Annotated in this window: 17 protein-coding genes; 6 read left to right on the top strand and 11 right to left on the bottom strand. The window is 72.5% G+C overall.

Features of this window, described 5'->3' with window-relative positions; all coding sequences use genetic code 11:
- Positions 1-57 precede the first annotated feature (57 nt).
- Positions 58-1,119, top strand: coding sequence for an alkene reductase (locus ACZ7P3_RS16680; protein ID WP_472082194.1), 1,062 nt, complete (start codon positions 58-60; stop codon positions 1,117-1,119).
- Positions 1,120-1,401: 282 nt separating this feature from the next.
- On the opposite strand, the gene thpD is transcribed toward ACZ7P3_RS16680, so the two are convergent.
- The 5 genes from thpD to ACZ7P3_RS16655 form a co-directional block, all read right to left on the bottom strand.
- The gene (thpD, locus tag ACZ7P3_RS16675; RefSeq protein WP_472082192.1) at positions 1,402-2,289 is read right to left on the bottom strand and encodes an ectoine hydroxylase; all 888 of its coding nucleotides are present in this window, start codon (positions 2,287-2,289) and stop codon (positions 1,402-1,404) included.
- A 5-nt stretch (positions 2,290-2,294) separates the two neighbouring features.
- Complete coding sequence (locus ACZ7P3_RS16670) at positions 2,295-2,699, bottom strand: ectoine synthase (protein ID WP_451377436.1); 405 nt, start codon at positions 2,697-2,699, stop codon at positions 2,295-2,297.
- A 27-nt stretch (positions 2,700-2,726) separates the two neighbouring features.
- Positions 2,727-3,998 carry a diaminobutyrate--2-oxoglutarate transaminase gene (ectB, locus tag ACZ7P3_RS16665; protein ID WP_472082190.1) on the bottom strand — a complete coding sequence of 424 codons (1,272 nt, stop codon included), beginning with the start codon at positions 3,996-3,998 and terminating at the stop codon, positions 2,727-2,729.
- A 13-nt stretch (positions 3,999-4,011) separates the two neighbouring features.
- Positions 4,012-4,530 carry a diaminobutyrate acetyltransferase gene (gene ectA / locus ACZ7P3_RS16660; protein ID WP_472082188.1) on the bottom strand — a complete coding sequence of 173 codons (519 nt, stop codon included), beginning with the start codon at positions 4,528-4,530 and terminating at the stop codon, positions 4,012-4,014.
- A gap of 450 nt (positions 4,531-4,980) precedes the next feature.
- Positions 4,981-6,081: a pyridoxal-phosphate-dependent aminotransferase family protein gene (locus ACZ7P3_RS16655; RefSeq protein ID WP_472082186.1), complete on the bottom strand. Its 1,101-nt coding sequence runs from the start codon at positions 6,079-6,081 to the stop codon at positions 4,981-4,983.
- 201 nt (positions 6,082-6,282) lie between these two features.
- On the opposite strand from ACZ7P3_RS16655, the gene ACZ7P3_RS16650 reads away from it, so the two are divergent.
- The 5 genes from ACZ7P3_RS16650 to ACZ7P3_RS16630 all read left to right on the top strand — a co-directional run bounded on the left by ACZ7P3_RS16650 (position 6,283) and on the right by ACZ7P3_RS16630 (position 10,998).
- Positions 6,283-7,128, top strand: coding sequence for a transporter substrate-binding domain-containing protein (locus ACZ7P3_RS16650; RefSeq protein WP_472082184.1), 846 nt, complete (start codon positions 6,283-6,285; stop codon positions 7,126-7,128).
- Positions 7,125-7,958 (top strand): amino acid ABC transporter permease, encoded by an 834-nt coding sequence (locus ACZ7P3_RS16645; RefSeq protein WP_472082182.1) that lies wholly within the window; start codon positions 7,125-7,127, stop codon positions 7,956-7,958. The genes ACZ7P3_RS16650 and ACZ7P3_RS16645 overlap by 4 nt, the downstream gene beginning before the upstream one ends.
- Positions 7,955-8,749, top strand: a complete 795-nt coding sequence (locus tag ACZ7P3_RS16640; RefSeq protein WP_472082180.1) for an amino acid ABC transporter ATP-binding protein — start codon at positions 7,955-7,957, stop codon at positions 8,747-8,749. Before ACZ7P3_RS16645 ends, ACZ7P3_RS16640 begins: the two co-directional genes overlap by 4 nt.
- Before the next feature lie 41 nt (positions 8,750-8,790).
- Entirely contained in the window at positions 8,791-9,882 is a 1,092-nt protein-coding gene (locus ACZ7P3_RS16635; protein WP_472082178.1) for an amidohydrolase family protein, read from the top strand.
- A 168-nt stretch (positions 9,883-10,050) separates the two neighbouring features.
- Positions 10,051-10,998, top strand: a complete 948-nt coding sequence (locus tag ACZ7P3_RS16630; RefSeq protein ID WP_472082176.1) for an SCO1860 family LAETG-anchored protein — start codon at positions 10,051-10,053, stop codon at positions 10,996-10,998.
- Positions 10,999-11,369: 371 nt separating this feature from the next.
- Here ACZ7P3_RS16630 and cobC read toward each other — a convergent pair whose 3' ends face one another.
- The 6 genes from cobC to cobM are packed head-to-tail and all read right to left on the bottom strand — an operon-like array spanning position 11,370 to position 17,741.
- Positions 11,370-12,461: an Rv2231c family pyridoxal phosphate-dependent protein CobC gene (gene cobC, locus ACZ7P3_RS16625; protein ID WP_472082174.1), complete on the bottom strand. Its 1,092-nt coding sequence runs from the start codon at positions 12,459-12,461 to the stop codon at positions 11,370-11,372.
- A complete protein-coding gene (locus tag ACZ7P3_RS16620) occupies positions 12,451-13,380 on the bottom strand; it encodes a sirohydrochlorin chelatase (protein ID WP_472082172.1) in 930 nt (309 codons plus the stop codon). The genes cobC and ACZ7P3_RS16620 overlap by 11 nt, the downstream gene beginning before the upstream one ends.
- Positions 13,377-13,964 (bottom strand): precorrin-8X methylmutase, encoded by a 588-nt coding sequence (locus tag ACZ7P3_RS16615; protein ID WP_472082963.1) that lies wholly within the window; start codon positions 13,962-13,964, stop codon positions 13,377-13,379. The genes ACZ7P3_RS16620 and ACZ7P3_RS16615 overlap by 4 nt, the downstream gene beginning before the upstream one ends.
- A 5-nt stretch (positions 13,965-13,969) precedes the next feature.
- Positions 13,970-15,688: a precorrin-3B C(17)-methyltransferase gene (gene cobJ, locus ACZ7P3_RS16610; RefSeq protein WP_472082170.1), complete on the bottom strand. Its 1,719-nt coding sequence runs from the start codon at positions 15,686-15,688 to the stop codon at positions 13,970-13,972.
- Complete coding sequence (gene cbiE / locus ACZ7P3_RS16605; RefSeq protein WP_472082168.1) at positions 15,685-16,926, bottom strand: precorrin-6y C5,15-methyltransferase (decarboxylating) subunit CbiE; 1,242 nt, start codon at positions 16,924-16,926, stop codon at positions 15,685-15,687. Before cbiE ends, cobJ begins: the two co-directional genes overlap by 4 nt.
- Positions 16,923-17,741 carry a precorrin-4 C(11)-methyltransferase gene (gene cobM / locus ACZ7P3_RS16600; protein ID WP_472082166.1) on the bottom strand — a complete coding sequence of 273 codons (819 nt, stop codon included), beginning with the start codon at positions 17,739-17,741 and terminating at the stop codon, positions 16,923-16,925. Before cobM ends, cbiE begins: the two co-directional genes overlap by 4 nt.
- Positions 17,742-17,781 lie beyond the last annotated feature (40 nt).

The raw sequence follows: 17,781 nt of genomic DNA, 5'->3' as shown, positions 1-17,781 counted from the left end.
CCGGCCGCTTTGCTTGGCCGACCAATCAACTGTCTCCTGTATCTCCTGGGGGTACCCGTGACCACCGCCTTCGACCCGATCGACCTCGCCGGACTGCGCCTGACCAGCCGCATCGCCATGGCCCCGATGACCCGCAGCCGAGCCGCCGCGGGCGCACTGCCCACCGACCTCACCGCCGCGTACTACGCCCAGCGCGCCTCTGCCGGCCTGATCGTCACCGAGGGGATCCAGCCCTCGGCGGTCGGCCAGGGCTACCCCGACACCCCCGGTCTGCACACCCCGGAACAGATCGCCGCCTGGCGGACCGTGACCGGCGCCGTGCACGACGCCGGCGGCCGGATCTTCGCCCAACTCATGCACACCGGCCGCGTCGGACACCCCGACCTGCTGCCCGACGGGCTGGTCAACGTGGCCCCCTCGGCGGTGGCGGCCCGCGGCCAGGTCTTCACCCACCAGGGCCCCAAGGACTTCGTCACGCCCCAGGAGCTGACCGGCGACGAGGTCCGCGCCACGATCGCCGACTTCGCGGCCGCGGCCCGGGGCGCGCTCGCGGCCGGCTTCGACGGGGTCGAACTCCACGGTGCCAACGGCTATCTGATCCACCAGTTCCTGGCGCCCGGCAGCAACCGGCGCACCGACGAGTGGGGCGGCTCCGTGTCCGGCCGGATCCGCTTCGCCGTGGAGACCGTCCGGGCCGTCGCCGACGCGATCGGCCCCGAGCGCACCGCGCTGCGGATCTCCCCGGGCAACCCCTTCAACGACATCGAGGAACCGGAGCCGGAGCCGGTGTACACCGCCCTGGTCGACGCGCTGGAGCCGCTCGGACTCGCCTACCTGCACGTGATGGAGAACGGGGACTTCCGCGCCCTGACCCCGGTGCTGCGCAAGCGCTTCGGCGGGCCCTTCGTGCTCAACCCGGCCACCGAGGGCCCGACCGGCCCGGAGGCGCTCGCCCTCGTCGAGGACGGCTCGGCCGACCTGATCGCCTACGGTCAGCTGTTCCTGGCCAACCCGGACCTCCCGGCCCGGCTGCGGGCGGGCGGTCCGTTCAACACGGCGAACCCGGCGACCTTCTACGGCGGGGGAGCCGAGGGATACACGGACTACCCGGCGCTGTGACCCGCACCAGGGGCCTCCGGCCGACGCCCGGAGGCCCCTGGAACGGCGTAGTCACGTCAGCGCACGGGAACGAAGCCCCGGGCCCCGATGCCGCATGTCCCCGGACCCGGCCGGGGTCGGTTCACCGCACCGGCGTGAAATCCCGCGCCCCGATGCTGCATGTTCCGGGGGGCGACCCCCGGACCCCCGGCCGGGGGTCGGCTCACCGCACCGGCGTGAAATCCCGCGCCCCGATGCTGCATGTTCCGGGGGGCGACCCCCGGACCCCCGGCCGGGGTCGGCTCACCGCACCGGCGTGAAATCCCGCGCCCCGATGAACGCGGGCCGGGGCACCGGTGCCGCGAACGGCTCCACCGCCTTGTTCTCCACACTGTTGAACACGATGAAGACGTTGCTGCGAGGGAACGGAGTGATGTTGTCGCCGGATCCGTGCATGCAGTTGCAGTCGAACCAGGTCGCCGAGCCCGCGCGGCCGGTGAACAACTTGATGCCGTACGCGGATGCCATGGCGGTCAGTGCCTCGTCCGAGGGCGTGCCCGCGTCCTGCATCTGCAGCGACTTCTTGTAGTTGTCCTCCGGCGTGGCCCCCGCGCATCCGAGGAACGTCCGGTGCGACCCCGGCATGATCATGAGGCCGCCGTTGGTGTCGTAGTTCTCGGTGAGCGCGATCGAGACGGACACGGTGCGCATGTTCGGCAGGCCGTCCTCGGCGTGCCACGTCTCGAAGTCGGAGTGCCAGTAGAAGCCGCTGGCGCCGAAACCGGGCTTGACGTTGATCCGCGACTGGTGGACGTAGACGTCCGAGCCGAGGATCTGCCGGGCCCGCCCGACCACCCGCTCGTCGCGCACCAGGCTCGCGAACACCTGGCTGATCCGGTGCACTTCGAAGACGGAGCGGATCTCCTTCGACTTCGGCTCGACGATCGACCGCTCGTCGGCCCGGATCGCCGGGTCGGCGACGAGCCGCTCCAGCTCCTGCCGGTACACGGCTACTTCGTCATCGGTGATCAGCTGGTCGATGGCGAGGAAGCCGTCGCGCTCGAACGACTGCAGACCGGCGGCCGGGATCGGGCCGGGCGTGTCGGGGGAACCCCAGACGACGGGGTCCTGGCGCGGGGTGGACACCTCGGTGGTGCCGCGACTGGGGTACAGGTCGGTGACGGTGGTCATGGTGGTCACACCTCCTCGGGCTCGGTGAGCAGCGGGTAGACGCCGTTCTCGTCGTGGTCCTCCCGTCCGGTCACGGGCGGGTTGAACACGCAGATGCACCGGAAGTCCTCCTTGACGCGCAGCGTGTGCCGCTCGTGCCCGTCCAGGAGGTACATGGTGCCGGGAGTGATCGTGTGCGTCTTCCCGGTCTCGTGGTCGGTGAGTTCGGCTTCGCCCTCGGTGCAGACGACGGCCTCGATGTGGTTGGCGTACCACATCGACGTCTCGGTCCCGGCGTACAGGACCGTCTCGTGCAGGGAGAAGCCGACCCGCTCCTTGGCGAGGACGATCCGCTTGCTCTCCCAGGTGCCGGACTTCGCCCTGACGTGCCGGTCAGTGCCTTCGATGTCCTTGAACGATCGGACGATCACGGTGCTGTGCTTCCCTCTCGGTTGGTGCTAGGCGGTCTCGCGGACGGCGCGGGCGACGATGCTGAGGCCCTCGTCCAGCTCTTCGGGGGTGATGGTGAGGGCGGGCAGCATCTTGACGACCTCGCTCTCCGGGCCGGACGTCTCGATGAGCAGCCCGAGTTCGAAGGCCCGCCGGGCGACCCGGGTGGCCCGCGCCTTCTCGTGGAACTCCAGGCCCCACACCAGGCCGCGCCCGCGGTACTCCTTCACGTCGGCGAGGTTCTCCTCGGTGATCGAGATCAGCGCCTGCTCGATCTGCTCGCCGCGGGTGCGGGTCTGCTTCTCCATGGCGGAGCCGTCGGCCCAGTACGTCTCCAGGGCGGCGGTGGCGGTGACGAACGCGGGGTTGTTGCCGCGGAAGGTGCCGTTGTGCTCGCCCGGCTCCCAGACGTCGAGTTCGGGCTTGAACAGGCACAGCGACATCGGCAGCCCGTACCCGCTGATCGACTTGGACACGGTGACGATGTCGGGCACGATCCCGGACTCCTCGAAGGAGAAGAAGGCGCCCGTGCGGCCGCAGCCCATCTGGATGTCGTCGACGATCAGCAGCATGTCCTGCCGCTCGCACAGATCCTTGAGGGCGCGCAGCCATTCGGGCCGGGCGACGTTGATGCCGCCCTCGCCCTGCACGGTCTCCACGATCACGGCGGCCGGCTTGTTGAGGCCGGAGCCCTGGTCCTCCAGCAGCCGCTCGAACCACAGGAAGTCCGGCACCGTGCCCTCGAAGTAGTTGTCGAAGGGCATCGGTGTGCCGTGCACCAGCGGGACACCGGCGCCGGCCCGCTTGAAGGCGTTGCCGGTGACGGCGAGGGAGCCCAGGGACATCCCGTGGAAGGCGTTCGTGAAGGACACGATCGCCTCCCGTCCCTTCACCTTCCGGGCCAGCTTCAGCGCCGACTCGACGGCGTTGGTGCCGGTCGGCCCCGGGAACATGACCTTGTACGGCAGGTCGCGCGGGCGCAGCACCAGATCCTGGAAGGTCTGCAGGAAGGAGCGCTTGGCCGTGGTCGACATGTCCAGGCCGTGGGTCACCCCGTCCCGCATCAGATAGTCGATCAGCGCCCGTTTGAGAACCGGGTTGTTGTGGCCGTAGTTGAGTGAGCCGGCACCGGCGAAGAAGTCGAGGTACGCGTGTCCGTCCTCGTCGTACATGCGGCTGCCCTGCGCCCGGTCGAACACGGTGGGCCAGCCGCGGCAGTAGCTGCGCACCTCGGACTCGAGGGTCTCGAAGACGCTGAGGTCGGGCTGGGTGATGGTCACGGTGAATCGCTCCTCAGAGGGCGGTGGAGGGTGTCAACGGGCCGATGCGGTACAGGACTTCGGGGTCGTGCGGGCCGTCCGGGAACAGGTCGGCGGAGAACAGCACCTCCCGGTGGAGGTCCGCGCCGTGCCGGGCGGCGAACGAGGTGAACAGACGCTCGGAAGCCGTGTTGCCGGGAGTGATGGTGGTCTCGATGCCGGTGATCCCGCGCTCATCGGCGAGCCGGGCGGCCAGCCCGTCCAGCAGCGTGGCGGCGAGGCCGCGCCCCCGGTGGGCGGGGTCGACGGCGACCTGCCAGACGAGCAGGACGCCGGGACGGTCGGGCCGCACGTACCCGGTGACGAAACCGACGGGCTCGCCGTCCGCGCCGCGAGCCACCGCCGAGGTGGCGGCGAAGTCCCGGCACCACAGCAGATAGCTGTACGAGGAGTTCAGGTCGAGGGTTTTCGAGTCCTTGGCGATACGCCAGAGCGCGGCTCCGTCGGACAACGCCGGTCGGTCGATGAACAGGTCTGCTTGTGCGGCAGTCATGCGGCACGAATTTAGCGAGGCAAATTCAGAAATGCACGGGCGTGGTGACCGGGGCAGTTGCCAGGGGCGTAGAAATGCCAGATTTGACCTATGGCAAACTAGGACAAAGACCCCCGTCTGTGGAGTGTGTCACAGCCTGGAAACCCATATGAAATCTTGTTGTTTAGCCTTCGAGAAAGCGGGCAGAAGAAGATGGGAAGCTATCCTCGGGGGAATTGGCGGAAATTGTGAAACTAAATTGAATTCAAGTCCCGCCGGTTCCGTCGATACGTTCACGAAGAATGCCGGCGTGCCCCTCGTGCGGCGCCCGTCGTGCCGCGCCCGCACCCCGCTGTGCAGTGCGTACGCCTCGCTGGGCCGAATCGGCACCCGGCGCCTACGACGACGGCCCGCGCCGTGCGGACGCTGCGTCCGTGCGGCGCGGGCCGTCGTCGTCCGGTCACCCGGTGTCTACTGCCAGGCCTGCTCCACGGCCCGGCGCGCCGCCTCCAGGTCCACGTCCAGGCCCTGTTCGGAGAGGGCGGAGCCCAGTGCCGCCAGAGACCCCAGCACCGCACCCGGTGTCGCGTCGGGGCCGTAGTGGTTGACCCTGATCATCTCCTTGGCCAGCGCGCCCCCGCCCGCGGCCAGCGGCAGCGCCGGGTCGCCGGCCAGGGCCCGGGCCACCAGCTCCGAGGCCACCACTGCGGAGGGCACCCGCAGGGTCGTGGCGACCGGCGCCGCGTCCTTCTCCTCGTACACATACGGCTCCAGGCCCCCGCCCAGCGCCACCGCGCCCGCCCGGCACGCCAGCGCGGCGCTGCGGTGCCGGGCCATCACCGCGGCCGGCCCGGCCGCCTCGATCCGCTCCAGGCACGCCTCCAGCGCCAGCATCTCCAGCTGGGCCGGGGCGTGCAGCAGGGCCGTGCGGCCGGCGTCGATCCAGCGCTCCTTCCAGTCGAGGAGGGAGAGGTAGGAGCGGCGTGGGGCGTGCGGGTTGGCCGCCATGCGGGACCACGCCCGCTCGCTCACCGAGATCGCCGACACGCCCGCCGGGCCGCCCATCGCCTTCTGTGCCCCGATCACGCACAGGTCCACGCCCCATGCGTCCGGCAGCACCGGTTCCGCGCCGACGGAGGCGACCGCGTCCAGGTAGAACAGCGCGCCGTGCTCCCGCACCGCCTCGCCGATCTCCGCGACCGGGTTGGTGTTGCCGGTCGCCGCCTCCGCGTGGACGAGCGAGACGAAGTCGATCTCCGGGTGCTCGGCGAAGGCCTCCCGGACCTGGTCGGCGGTGACCGCCGTCTGGAACGGGACGGACAGGTCGTGCACCGTCGCGCCGCAGTCCCGGAGCCAGTCGCCGAAGGTCTGCCCGTACGGGCCCGTGATCACGTTCAGCGCGGTGGTGCCGGGACCGGCCGCCGCGCGGATCGCGCCCTCCAGCGGCAGCAGCGCCTCGCCCTGTGTGATCACCACGTCCTGCCGGGTGTCCAGCAGCCGGGCCACCCGATCCGCGATGGCGGCGAAGCGCTCGGCGCTCAGCGGGGGCAGGTCGAGAAACGGGTGGGTCACGGCGGTGCTCTCTTCGCTCACGAGGGGCCACAAAGGCCGGCCGGAGGCCGACGGTGACGAGCGTAACTCTCGCCCTTCCCCGCCCCCGAGACCGGCGAGTTCTCAGGCCGGACAGCCTTGAGGCCATGGGTTTGGTTTGAGAGACCCAAACATCTCCTTATAATCGGAAGCCACCGTTCCCCCCACAGGGAGATCCCCCCCATGAAAACGCTCCTCGGGCGCCGGACCCGCGTTCTGGCAGCCATCACCGTGACGGCCGGGCTCGCGCTCGTGGCCGGCTGCTCCTCGGACAACGGGGGGAGCGGCAAGACCACCGTCAAGGGGGTCCACCTCGCCAAGGGCGGTCAGCTGACCACCTGCACCCACCTTCCGTACCCGCCGTTCCAGTCGGAGGTCGACGGCAAGGTCCAGGGCTTCGACGTCTCCCTGATCGACCTCGTCGCCAAGGACCTGGGCGTCAAGCAGCAGATCCTCGACACGCCGTTCGAGAACTTCAAGACCGGCGCCTTCCTCAACTCCGGCCAGTGCGACCTGGCCGCCGCCGGCATGACCATCACGCCCGAGCGGAAGAAGAACGTCGACTTCTCCGACCCGTACTTCGAGGCCACCCAGGCCGTCCTCGTCGACAGGAAGAGCGGCGTCACCTCCCTCGCGGACGTCAAGGCCAAGGGCAAGAAGCTCGGCGCCCAGGCGCAGACCACCGGCGAGGACTACGTCAAGGGCAAGGGCTTCGACCCGATCTCCTTCGAGTCCTCCGACGCGGTCCTCAACGGCCTGCGCACCGGCCAGGTCCAGGCGGTCGTCATCGACTACCCGGTGGTCCAGGGCTGGCTGAAGGACAAGGCCAACGCGGACAAGTTCAAGGTCGTCGACAACCTCAAGACCGGCGAGCAGTACGGCTTCACCGTGAAGAAGGGCAACACCGCCCTGCGCGACGCCATCGACAAGGCCCTCAAGAAGGCCAAGGCCGACGGCACCTACAAGAAGATCTACGAGCAGTGGATCGGCCCGTACAACACCTCCGTGGCCTCTCCCGCCGCCTCATGACCGATCTCGACGTACCACTCCAGCCGAAGAAGAAGGGGCTGACCCGGCGGCAGAAGCGCCGGCTGTCCCGGGGCGCGCAGTACGTCGTCTTCGCCGCCGCCGTGATCGCCTTCGCGGTCACGGCGGACTGGGGCCGGCTGCAGAACCAGTTCGCGCAGGCCGGCATCGCCCGGCAGATGTTCCCGGACGTCATCACGCTGGCGCTGAAGAACACCGTGCTCTACACGCTGTCCGGCTTCGTCGTCGGGCTGGTTCTCGGCATGCTCATCGCGCTGATGCGGCTGTCCTCGGTGGGGCCCTACCGCTGGGTCGCGAGCGTCTACATCGAGATCTTCCGCGGTCTGCCCGCCCTCCTGATCTTCATCTTCGTCGGCGTCGCCGTGCCCCTGGCCTTCCCGGGCACGGAGATCCCCGGCGGCACCTACGGCAAGGTCGCCCTCGCGCTCGGCCTGGTGTCGGCCGCGTACATGGCGGAGACGATCCGCGCGGGCATCCAGGCCGTGCCCAAGGGACAGCTGGAGGCGGCCCGTTCGCTGGGCTTCTCGCCCGCCCGTGCCATGGTCTCGATCATCCTGCCGCAGGCCTTCCGGATCATCCTGCCGCCGCTGACCAACGAACTCGTCCTGCTCTTCAAGGACTCCTCGCTGGTGCTGTTCCTCGGCGTCACGCTGGAGGAGCGCGAACTGTCCAAGTACGGCCGCGACCTGGCCAGTACGACCGCCAACTCCACGCCGATCCTGGTCGCGGGCCTGTGCTACCTGCTGGTCACGATCCCGCTCAGCCTCGTCGTGCGCCGCATGGAGTCCAAGTCCCAGGAGGCGATCCGATGAGCCGCCCGGAGATCCAGGTACGTGACCTGCACAAGTCCTTCGGCGACAACCACGTCCTGCGCGGCATCGACCTGGAGATCGGCCAGGGCGAGGTCGTCTGCGTGATCGGCCCCTCCGGCTCCGGCAAGTCCACGCTGCTGCGCTGCGTGAACCTGTTGGAGGAGCCCACCGGGGGCCAGGTCTTCGTCGGCGGCACCGAGATCACCGACCCGGACGTCGACATCGACGCCGTACGCCGCCGCATCGGCATGGTCTTCCAGCAGTTCAACCTGTTCCCGCACCTGAACGTCACCGAGAACCTCACGCTGCCGCAGCGCCGGGTCCTCGGGCGGGACAAGGCGAAGGCGGCCGGGATCGCCGCCGAGAACCTGGCCCGCGTGGGCCTCTCGGAGAAGGCGGAGGCCTATCCGTCCTCCCTGTCCGGGGGCCAGCAGCAGCGGGTGGCCATCGCGCGGGCGCTCGCCATGGGCCCCGAGGTGATGCTCTTCGACGAGCCGACCTCCGCGCTCGACCCCGAACTGGTCGGGGACGTCCTCGCGGTGATGCGCAGGCTCGCCGAGGAGGGCATGACGATGATGGTCGTCACCCACGAGATGACCTTCGCCCGCGAGGTCGCCGACCGGGTCGTCTTCATGGACGGCGGCGTGATCGTCGAGGACGGCACCCCCGACCGGGTCATCGGCAGCCCGCAGCACGAACGCACCCGCCACTTCCTGTCCCGCCTGCTCGACCCGGCCATGGCCGAGGTGGAGGAGGAGACCCCGGACCGGGCGGCCGGGACCGAGGCCTAGCTCACTGACGCGACCGGGCACCGGCTCACTAAGGTGCCGGTATGAGCGATCACGCCGTGCTGCACGTGAAGGGCCGGGTCCTGGCGGGGCCCGAGGACGTCCGCGACGAGCTGTGGGTGGTCGGGGGCCGCATCTCCTACGACCGCCCCGCCGGCGCCGGTGACGTCCGGACCGTCGAGGGCTGGGCCCTGCCCGGTCTGGTCGACGCGCACTGCCACGTCGGCCTGGGCGCGGAGGGCCCGGTCGACGCGGCCACCGCCGAGAAGCAGGCGCTGGCCGACCGGGAGACCGGCACCCTGCTGATCCGCGACGCGGGCTCGCCCTCCGACACCCGCTGGGTGGACGACCGCGACGACCTCCCGAAGATCATCCGGGCCGGCCGGCACATCGCCCGCACCCGCCGCTACATCCGCAACTACGCCCACGAGGTCGAGCCGGACGACCTCGTCGCGTACGTCGCCCAGGAGGCCCGGCGCGGGGACGGCTGGGTCAAACTGGTCGGCGACTGGATCGACCGCGACCTCGGCGACCTCTCCGCCTGCTGGCCGCGCGGGGTTGTCGAGGCCGCGATCGCGGAGGCCCACCGCCTCGGCGCCCGCGTCACCGCGCACTGCTTCGCCGAGAGTTCCCTGCGCGACCTGGTCGAGGCGGGCATCGACTGCATCGAACACGCCACCGGCCTCACCGAGGACCTGATGCCGCTGTTCGCGGAGCGCGGCGTCGCGATCGTCCCGACCCTCGTCAACATCGCCACCTTCCCCAAGCTGGCGGCCGGCGGCGAGACCAGGTACCCGCGCTGGTCGGCCCACATGCGCCGGCTCCACGAGCGGCGCTACGACACGGTGCGCGGCGCGTACGACGCGGGCATCCCGGTGTACGTCGGCACGGACGCGGGCGGGTCGCTGGCGCACGGCCTGGTGGCGGGGGAGGTCGCGGAGCTCGTCACCGCGGGCATCCCGCCCGTCGAGGCGCTGTCGGCGACCAGCTGGGGCGCCCGGGCCTGGCTGGGCCGTCCCGGCCTGGAGGAGGGCGCACCGGCCGATCTGGTGGTGTACGAGTCCGACCCGCGGGCGGACGTACGGGTGCTGGCGGCGCCGCGCCGGGTGGTGCTCAACGGGCGCGTGGTGGAGTAGGAGCCGGGGTGCACCGGACGGGCCGCAGGAACGCATGTGCCCCGCGATCCGAAAGCCCGTACGGAAACTCCACGATGGGGTGAAGTGACGCAGGATTGCTGACCGTTCACCCACAGTGCGTACAAGGTTGACGAGTCCCAAGCATGTTCCGTCTGGGGGTCCCCCGCCTTGAACAGCAACAACTTCCGCATGCCCGCACGCCGTCTCGCCACGGTCGCGACGGTCACCGCCCTGGCCGCAGCTCCCGCGGTCCTGGGCGCGGGCGCCGCGCACGCGACCGGTGACCACGGTCGCGCCTCCGCCGTCGTGCTCCGCACCGGGCTCGACGTGTCCCTGCTCAACAAGACCGTGAACGTCCCGCTCGCGGTCACCCTCAACGAGGTCCAGGCACCCGAGAGCGCCGGGAAGACCGCGCTCACGGCCCGGCTCGACGGCGTCGACGGCGGCAGGCCGTTCACCGTCCTCGGCGCCGAGGTCGCGCAGTCCAGAGCCACGGTGAACAGCAAGCTCGCCGAGGGCTCGGTCCGTGTCGCCCACGCCAGGCTGCACGTGCCGGGCCTGCCCCTGCTCTCCCTCGTGGAGATCGGCACGGTCACCGCGAAGGCGACCTGCGCGGTGGGGAAGCCGCCGGTCGCCGCCGCGAACGTCCTGGGGGCCGTCACCGTCCTCGGCAAGCGCGTCACCCTCACCGCCGGCGGCCCGACCGAGGTGAAGGTGCCCGGCGTCGGCGAGGTCCGCCTCGACCTGTCCCGGCACAGCACCACGTCCCGTACGGCAGCCGCCACGGCCCTCGAACTCAAGGTCTCCGTCAACCCGTTGAGGCTCAACGTGGCCGAGGTCGAAGGAACGATCACCCTGGCCAGGGCGACCTGCGAGTCCCCGATGGTCCCGCCCACCGGGCACCCGGTACCGAGCCATGACCCGGCCGGGGGCACCAAGTCCCAGGGAGCCCCCGTGAAGGCCGGCGCACCCGCCGATGTGAAGCCCCAGGGCACCCGTGCCGACCTCGCGGAGACAGGCGGCAGTTCGGCGACGCCGTACATCGCGGGCGGCGCGCTGGCGCTGCTGCTGGCCGGCGGGGGAGCGGTGACGGTGGCCCGGCGCCGCAAGGGCTGAGGCCCCGAGGCCCCGCATCGCACACGAGCTGCTGGACACCACGGCGGACGTCCAGCAGCTCGTCGTTCACCCTCCGCCTGACGTCACCGTCCGTCTGACGTCACCGTCCGCCGGACGTCGTGGTCTGCCGGACGTCGTCCTCCGCCGGACGTCACCCTCCACCGGACCTAGTGGTCTGCCGGACGTCGTAGTCCACCGGACCTCATGGCCTGCCGGACCTCATGGTCTGCCGGACCTCGTGATCCGCCGGACGTCGTCCTACGCCGGACCCGGTCCTCCGCGGTCCGGCGGACGAGGCGGCGCAGGAGGTGAACGCCGACCTCCGGGCGGATGCGCGGGGCGGGCTCAGGGCGATCTCGTGACCGGGCTCCTCAGCCGGGTCGTCCGGGCCGGCGGGGAGGATCCAGTGCGGCGGACAGCGCCTCCAGGAACCTGTTCACCGTCCCCCGGTCCCGCACCGCGACCCGCACCCACTCCTCGCCGAGCCCCGGGAACGTGTCCCCCCGCCGCACGGCATAGCCGAGCTCGCGCAACCGGCGCCGCACCCCGGCCGCCCCCTCCACGCGGACCAGCACGAACGGCCCCTCCGCAGGCTCCGCCACCCGCACACCGCGGGAGGCGAACGCGGCCAGGCCCGCCACCAGATGCGCCCGGTCCCCGGCGATGCGGTGCGCCGCATGCCCCGCCTCGGCCAGCGCCCGCGGCGCCACACACGCCTGCGCCGCGGCCAGCGCCGGTGTGGAGACGGGCCACAGCGGCTGGGCCCGCTCCAGCTCCGCGATCATCTCCGGCGCGGCCAGCACATAACCGATCCGCAGCCCGGCCAGCCCCCATGTCTTGGTCAGGCTGCGCAGGACGACCAGGCCGGGGAGGTCCGTCCGCCCGGCCAGGGCCTCCCGCTCACCCGGCACCGCGTCCATGAACGCCTCGTCGACCACCAACGTCCGCCCGGGCCGGGCCAGTCGGGCGATCCCGTCCGCCGGATGCAGCACGGACGTGGGGTTGGTCGGATTCCCGATCACCACCAGATCGGCATCCTCCGGCACGGCCGCCGGATCCAGCCGGAACCCGTCCGCCTCCCGCAGCAGGACCCGGTCCACGGTGTGCCCCGCGTCCCGCAGCGCGGCCTCCGGCTCGGTGAACTGCGGGTGCACGACCACCGGCCGGCGGACCTTCAGGGCGCGCGCGAGCAGCACGAACGCCTCCGCCGCCCCCGCCGTCAGCAGCACCCGCTCCACCGGCAGCCCGTGGCGCGCCGCCACCGCCGCCCGTGCGGCCCGCCCGTCCGGGTAGGCCGCGAGCGACGACAGGGACCCGGCGATCTCCTCCCGCAGCCAGGCCGGAGGCGTGTCCGCCCGGACGTTGACCGCGAGGTCGACCAGCCCGGCCCCGTCGTCACGGACCTCGGCGTCCCCGTGATGGCGCAGATCGTCCCCGGTGTACCGGGTGTCCTCAGTGTGCATGGCTGTGCGAATGCCCCCCATGGTGGTGGTGCCCGTGGTGGTGGCCGTCGTCGTCCGGGTGGAAGTGCGGCTGCTGCGGCAGCCCCACCTTGTCCTCGAAGCCCGGCAGCGCGATCCGGTACACGCAGGAGTCGCAGTTCATGCGCAGGTCACCCTTGACGGCTTCCTCGTACCGCTCCATCACCAGGTCCAGCAGCTCCGGCTCGGGCCCGATGACGTCCGCCGAGCGCACCTCGGCCTCCGGGTGGGCGGCCGCCCAGCCCTCGGTCTGCTGCCGCACCCGGTTCGGCAGGATCCCGGTGAACAGGAAGTAGGGCAGCACGACGATCCGCTTCGCCCCCAGCCGCACGCACCGGTCGAGCCCGCTCGGCACGTCCGGCGCGGCCAGCGACACGAACGCCGTCTCCACCCCGGCGTACCCCCGGCCCTCCCACAGCAGCCGCGCCGCCTTGTACACCTCGGCGTTGGCGTCCGGGTCGGTCGAGCCGCGCCCGACCAGCAGCACGGTCACGTCGGCCCGGTCCTCGGGCGTGCGGGCGGTGCCCCCGAGGGCCTCGTCCAGCCGCCGCTCCAGCACGTTCAGCAGCGCCGGGTGCGGACCGAGCGGGCGCCCGTAGGTGTACGAGATGCCCGGGTGCCGTTCCTTCTCCCGGGCCAGCGCGGCCGGGATGTCGCCCTTGGCGTGCCCGGCGGACACCAGCATCAGCGGCACGGCGGCGAACCGCCGTACGCCCTGCTCGACCAGCTCGGTGACGGCATCGCCCAGCGGCGGCGGGGACAGCTCGATGAAGCCGCCCGCGACGGGCAGATCGGGGTGACGGCGGCCCAGCTCCCGTACGAAGTCGCGGAACGCCTCGGCTCCGGCCTCGTCCCGGGTTCCGTGGCCGGCGATGAGCAGAGCGGGCGGCGGGGTGGTCACGGTTTCTCCTCGGTGGAAATCGGGTGGTACAGCAGGGCGTTGAGCGCGGCGGCGGCGACCGCCGAACCGCCCTTCTCGGACACGTTGCTCACGGCGGGCAGCCCGCTCGCGCGCAGCGCCTCCTTGGACTCGGCCGCGCCGACGAAGCCGACGGGCAGGCCGATGACGAGCGCGGGGGAGGCGTCCAGGGTGAGCAGCTCCTCCAGGGCGGTCGGCGCGCAGCCGATCACCCACAGGGCGCCGGGCCCGACCTGCTCGTAGGCGAGCCGGACGGCGTGCGCGGAACGGGTCAGCCCCGGCCCGGACACCGCGTCCTTCAGCCGGCACACGGTCTCGCGCCGGGTGATGCCGGCCGCGACCATCTCCACGTCCACGACGACGGGAGCCCCGTCGTGCAGCGCGGTGTGCGCCCTGGCCAGGTCGCCCTCGTCCATGACGAGGTCGGCCGCGTACTCCAGGTCGGCGGCGGAGTGGATGACCCGCTCCACGACCGCCCGGGTCAGCGGCGGGAAGTGCGAGGTGTCCAGTCGGGCGCGCAGCCGCCGGAAGGACTCCTGCTCGATGGGGTGGACCACACGGGCCACGGGGTTCACCGGGTGCCCTCCTGCCTCGCGCCGGAGCCGCTCATCGGCGCGGACTCCTGCCAGCGGTAGCCGCGCGGGGTCACCATGCGCCCGGCGATGTTCCGGGTCGCGGTGTTGCCCACGGTCACGACCGTCATCATGTCGACCGTCGCCGGGTCGAGCGCGGCCAGCGTCGTCAGCCGGCTCGACTCGTCCGGCCGCGAGGCGTTGCGCACGACACCGACCGGCGTCGTCGGCTCCCGGTGGCCGGCGAGGATCTCGAGCGCCTTGGGCAGCTGCCAGTCGCGGCCCCGCGAGCGCGGGTTGTAGAAGGTGACCACGATGTCCGCCTCGGCCGCCGCCCGCACCCGCCGCTCGATGACCTCCCACGGGGTGTGCAGGTCGGACAGGCTGATCGAGACATGGTCGTGGCCCAGCGGCGCGCCCAGGACCGCCCCGGCGGCCAGTGCGGCCGTCACACCGGGCACCCCCACCACGTCGATGTCGTCGGACGCCTCGGCGAGCGCCGGGGAGGCCATGGCGTACACGCCCGCGTCCCCGCTGCCGATCAGCGCCACCGCATGCCCCCTGCGGGCCTCGGCGACCGCCGTGCGGGCCCGCTCCTCCTCCGCGCCGAGCCCCGACTCCAGCACCCGGGTGCCGGGCCGCAGCAGGTCGCGGATCTGGTCGACGTACTGGTCGAGCCCCACCAGCACGGAGGCCCGGCGCAGCTCGGCCGTCGCGCGCGGGGTGAGCAGGTCCCGGGCGCCCGGGCCGAGCCCGACCACCGCGAGCCGCCCGCGCCCCGGGCGCCGTACGACGGCACAGGTCGCCATGGCCGGCTGCGCCGCGGACTTCCGCTTGGGCACGAGGAGTTCACCGCCGCGCACCAGCGCGGCCGCCTCGGCGACGGACGGGGTGCCGACGGCCGCGAGCGGCGCGTCGGACGGGTTGGGCACCGCCACGGCCGCCAGTTCCGCGGCCGCGTACGTCACCAGGGGCACCCCCAGCCGTTCGGCCGCGGCGACGATGCCGGGCTCCTCGGACTTGGCGTCCACGGTGGCGAGTTCGGCCACCGAATCCGGTGAGAGCCCCGCCTCCCGCAGCGCCTCCTCGACCAGCCCGAGCACCTCCTCGGCCGGCGCGCCCCTGGAGGCGCCGACACCGACCACCAGGGACGGCGGCCGCAGCAGCAGCTCCCGCTCGCCCGCTGCGACGGCCCGGTCGGTGAGCCGGATCGTGTACGACCCCTCGGGCGCGGTCGGCAGCGGCGGCAGCGGCCACGGCACCTCGGCCCGGAGGACGACCGCCTCGCCGTCCAGCAGGGCCCGCGACACCGTCGCCACCGAGCCCTCGTACGGGAACCCGAGGGTGTCCAGGCCCGGCAGCCCCACCGCGTCCGTCGCGGTCGTCACCACCGGCTCCGCCCCCAGCAACGCGCCCACCTCGCGGGCGAGTTCATTGGCGCCGCCGCCGTGCCCGCCGAGCAGCGACACCGCGAACCGGCCGCCCTCGTCCACGCACACCACACCCGGGTCCGTCGCCTTGCCGCCGAGCAGCGGCGCCAGCAGCCGTACCGTCGCGCCCGTCGCCAGGAAGCACACCAGCTGCCCGCACTCGACGAACGCGGCCCGCACGGCCTCCCCGACGGGACCGTCGTACACCCGCGCACGGTCCGGCCAGGCCGCGGCCAGCCGGTCGCGCGCCGCCGCCCCCGCCGCGGTGGCGGAAATGAGGCCGATCACTCAGCAACTCCTTCACTGGAAGCCGGGGTTCTCACGCCCCACAGCAGAAAAACGGGATTGGTCGCCGCCAGCCGGGTCACATCACCCGGCAGCGGCGCCAGCCGCGACGACTGCACCAGCACCCCGTCACAGGTGAACCCGGCACCCGTCAGCGCCTCGCGCGCCGCCGGCACCCGGTCCAGGGCGGCCATCGCGACGACGACGGTGCGCCGCGCCCGGCGCGCGCACGCGCCGACGACGTCGGGCAGCTCGCGCCCCGCGCCGCCGATGAACACGGCGTCGGGATCGGCGCCGAGCCCGGACAGCGCGGCCGGTGCCACGCCGTGCACCACGTGCACGTCGACACCGTGCGCCCGCGCGTTGGCCCGGATCCGCTCGACGCCGTCCGCAGCCTTCTCGACGGCGACGACGGCCGCACCGAGCCGTGCGCACTCCACGGCCACCGAACCCGAGCCGGCGCCGACGTCCCACACCAGGTCGCCCAGGCGCGGTCCGAGCCGGGCGAGTGCCAGGGCCCGCACCTCGAACTTGGTGATCATCGAGTCCCGGTGCGCGAACTCGCTCTCGTCCAGGGCCCAGCCGGACGGCTGCCCGGGCACCCCGGCGACCGTGCGCACGGCACCGAGCGCCCGTGCCTCGTCCAGGCACAGCACCACGCTCACCGCCGTACCCCAGTCGCGGGCCGCCGCCTCGGCGGGCGTCACCCGCTCCACGCGCTCGCGCTCCGGATCGCCGAGCGCGCACGCCACGACAAGGATCCGGTCCGGGCCGTCGGCGAGCGCGGCGCCCAGCTCGGCGGGCCCGGCCCCCGGACCGGTCAGCACGGCCGCCTTCGGGTGCGCCCGGCACACGTTGACGGCCGTGTGCAGGTCACGCCCGTGCGCACTGACCACCACCGCGTCGTCCCAGGGCAGCCCGAGCCGCGCGAACGCGGTGGCCACGGAGGACACCCCGGGCCGCACGTCCAGCCGTCCGGCCCCGAACCGCTCGGCCAGCACCCGCACGATCCCGAAGAACCCCGGATCCCCGGAGGCCAGCACGAGGACCGGCTGCTCCTTGCCGACGTACTCGCCGATCGCGTCCAGGGCGGGCGCCAGCGGCCCGAGCACGATCCGCTCCACGCCCTCGGGCAGCCGTACGGCGTCCAGATGGCGCCGCCCGCCGACCACCAGGGCGGCACCGGCGAGGACGTCCGCGGGGACCGGCGTCCCCGTCCCCGTACCGACGACCGTGATCAACTGTTCGCACCCCGTTCGCGCAGCGCCCGCCGTGCCTCGGGGTCGGCCTTGCGGTACCCGTGGAAGTGGCCGGGGTGGTACAGGTGCGAACGCGTCCCATGGGCGTCCAGCGCCGGGCCGACCAGGAAGAGCGTGTGCTTCCAGAGCCTGTGCTCCTTGACCGTCTCCTCCAGCGTGCCGATCGTGCACTTCACGACCAGCTCCTCCGGCCAGGTCGCCTGGTAGGCGACGACCACGGGGGTGTCCGTCGGGTAGCCGCCCTCCAGCAGCTCCCGCACCAGCTGGCCGCTGCGCGCCGCCGACAGGAAGATCGCCATGGTGGTGCCGTGCCGGGCGAACTCGCGCACCTCCTCGCCGGGCGGCATCGGCGTCTTGCCGCCGCCCAGCCGGGTGAGGATCACGGACTGGGCGACCTCGGGGACGGTCAGCTCGCGCTGCGCGAGCGCGGCGACGGCGGAGAAGGACGAGACGCCCGGTACGACCTCCGTCCCGATCCCGAGCTCGGCGCACCGGTCCAGCTGCTCCTGCGTGCCGCCCCACAGCGCCGGGTCGCCGGAGTGGATCCGCGCGACCTTCAGGCCGTCCGCCCCGGCCCGCCGGTACACGGCGACGACGTCCTCCAGGGACATGGCCGCCGAGTCCAGGATCTCCGCGTCCTCGCGCGCGTGCTCCAGGACCTCCGCCTGGACCAGGCTCGCGGCCCAGATCACCACGTCGGCCTCCGCGATGGCGCGCGCCGCGCGGAACGTCAGCAGGTCGGCGGCGCCGGGGCCGGCACCGACGAACGTCACCTTGCCGGTGGGGGCATCGGCCATGGGAAGGGGTCCTCTCGTACGGAAACTCAGGGCGGAAGCG

The organism is Streptomyces sp. NPDC107581 (genome assembly GCF_055657175.1).
The sequence above is the reverse complement of the archived record's forward strand: the minus strand, read 5'-3'. Positions and strand labels throughout refer to the sequence as shown.

Coding starts and splice junctions, on each gene's coding strand:
- thpD (WP_472082192.1), bottom strand. CDS start 2,289: ATGACCACCGTCACCGACCTGTACCCCAGTCGCGGCACCACCGAGGTG.
- ectA (WP_472082188.1), bottom strand. CDS start 4,530: ATGACTGCCGCACAAGCAGACCTGTTCATCGACCGACCGGCGTTGTCC.
- ACZ7P3_RS16650 (WP_472082184.1), top strand. CDS start 6,283: ATGAAAACGCTCCTCGGGCGCCGGACCCGCGTTCTGGCAGCCATCACC.
- ACZ7P3_RS16645 (WP_472082182.1), top strand. CDS start 7,125: ATGACCGATCTCGACGTACCACTCCAGCCGAAGAAGAAGGGGCTGACC.
- ACZ7P3_RS16640 (WP_472082180.1), top strand. CDS start 7,955: ATGAGCCGCCCGGAGATCCAGGTACGTGACCTGCACAAGTCCTTCGGC.
- ACZ7P3_RS16635 (WP_472082178.1), top strand. CDS start 8,791: ATGAGCGATCACGCCGTGCTGCACGTGAAGGGCCGGGTCCTGGCGGGG.
- cobC (WP_472082174.1), bottom strand. CDS start 12,461: ATGCACACTGAGGACACCCGGTACACCGGGGACGATCTGCGCCATCAC.
- cobM (WP_472082166.1), bottom strand. CDS start 17,741: ATGGCCGATGCCCCCACCGGCAAGGTGACGTTCGTCGGTGCCGGCCCC.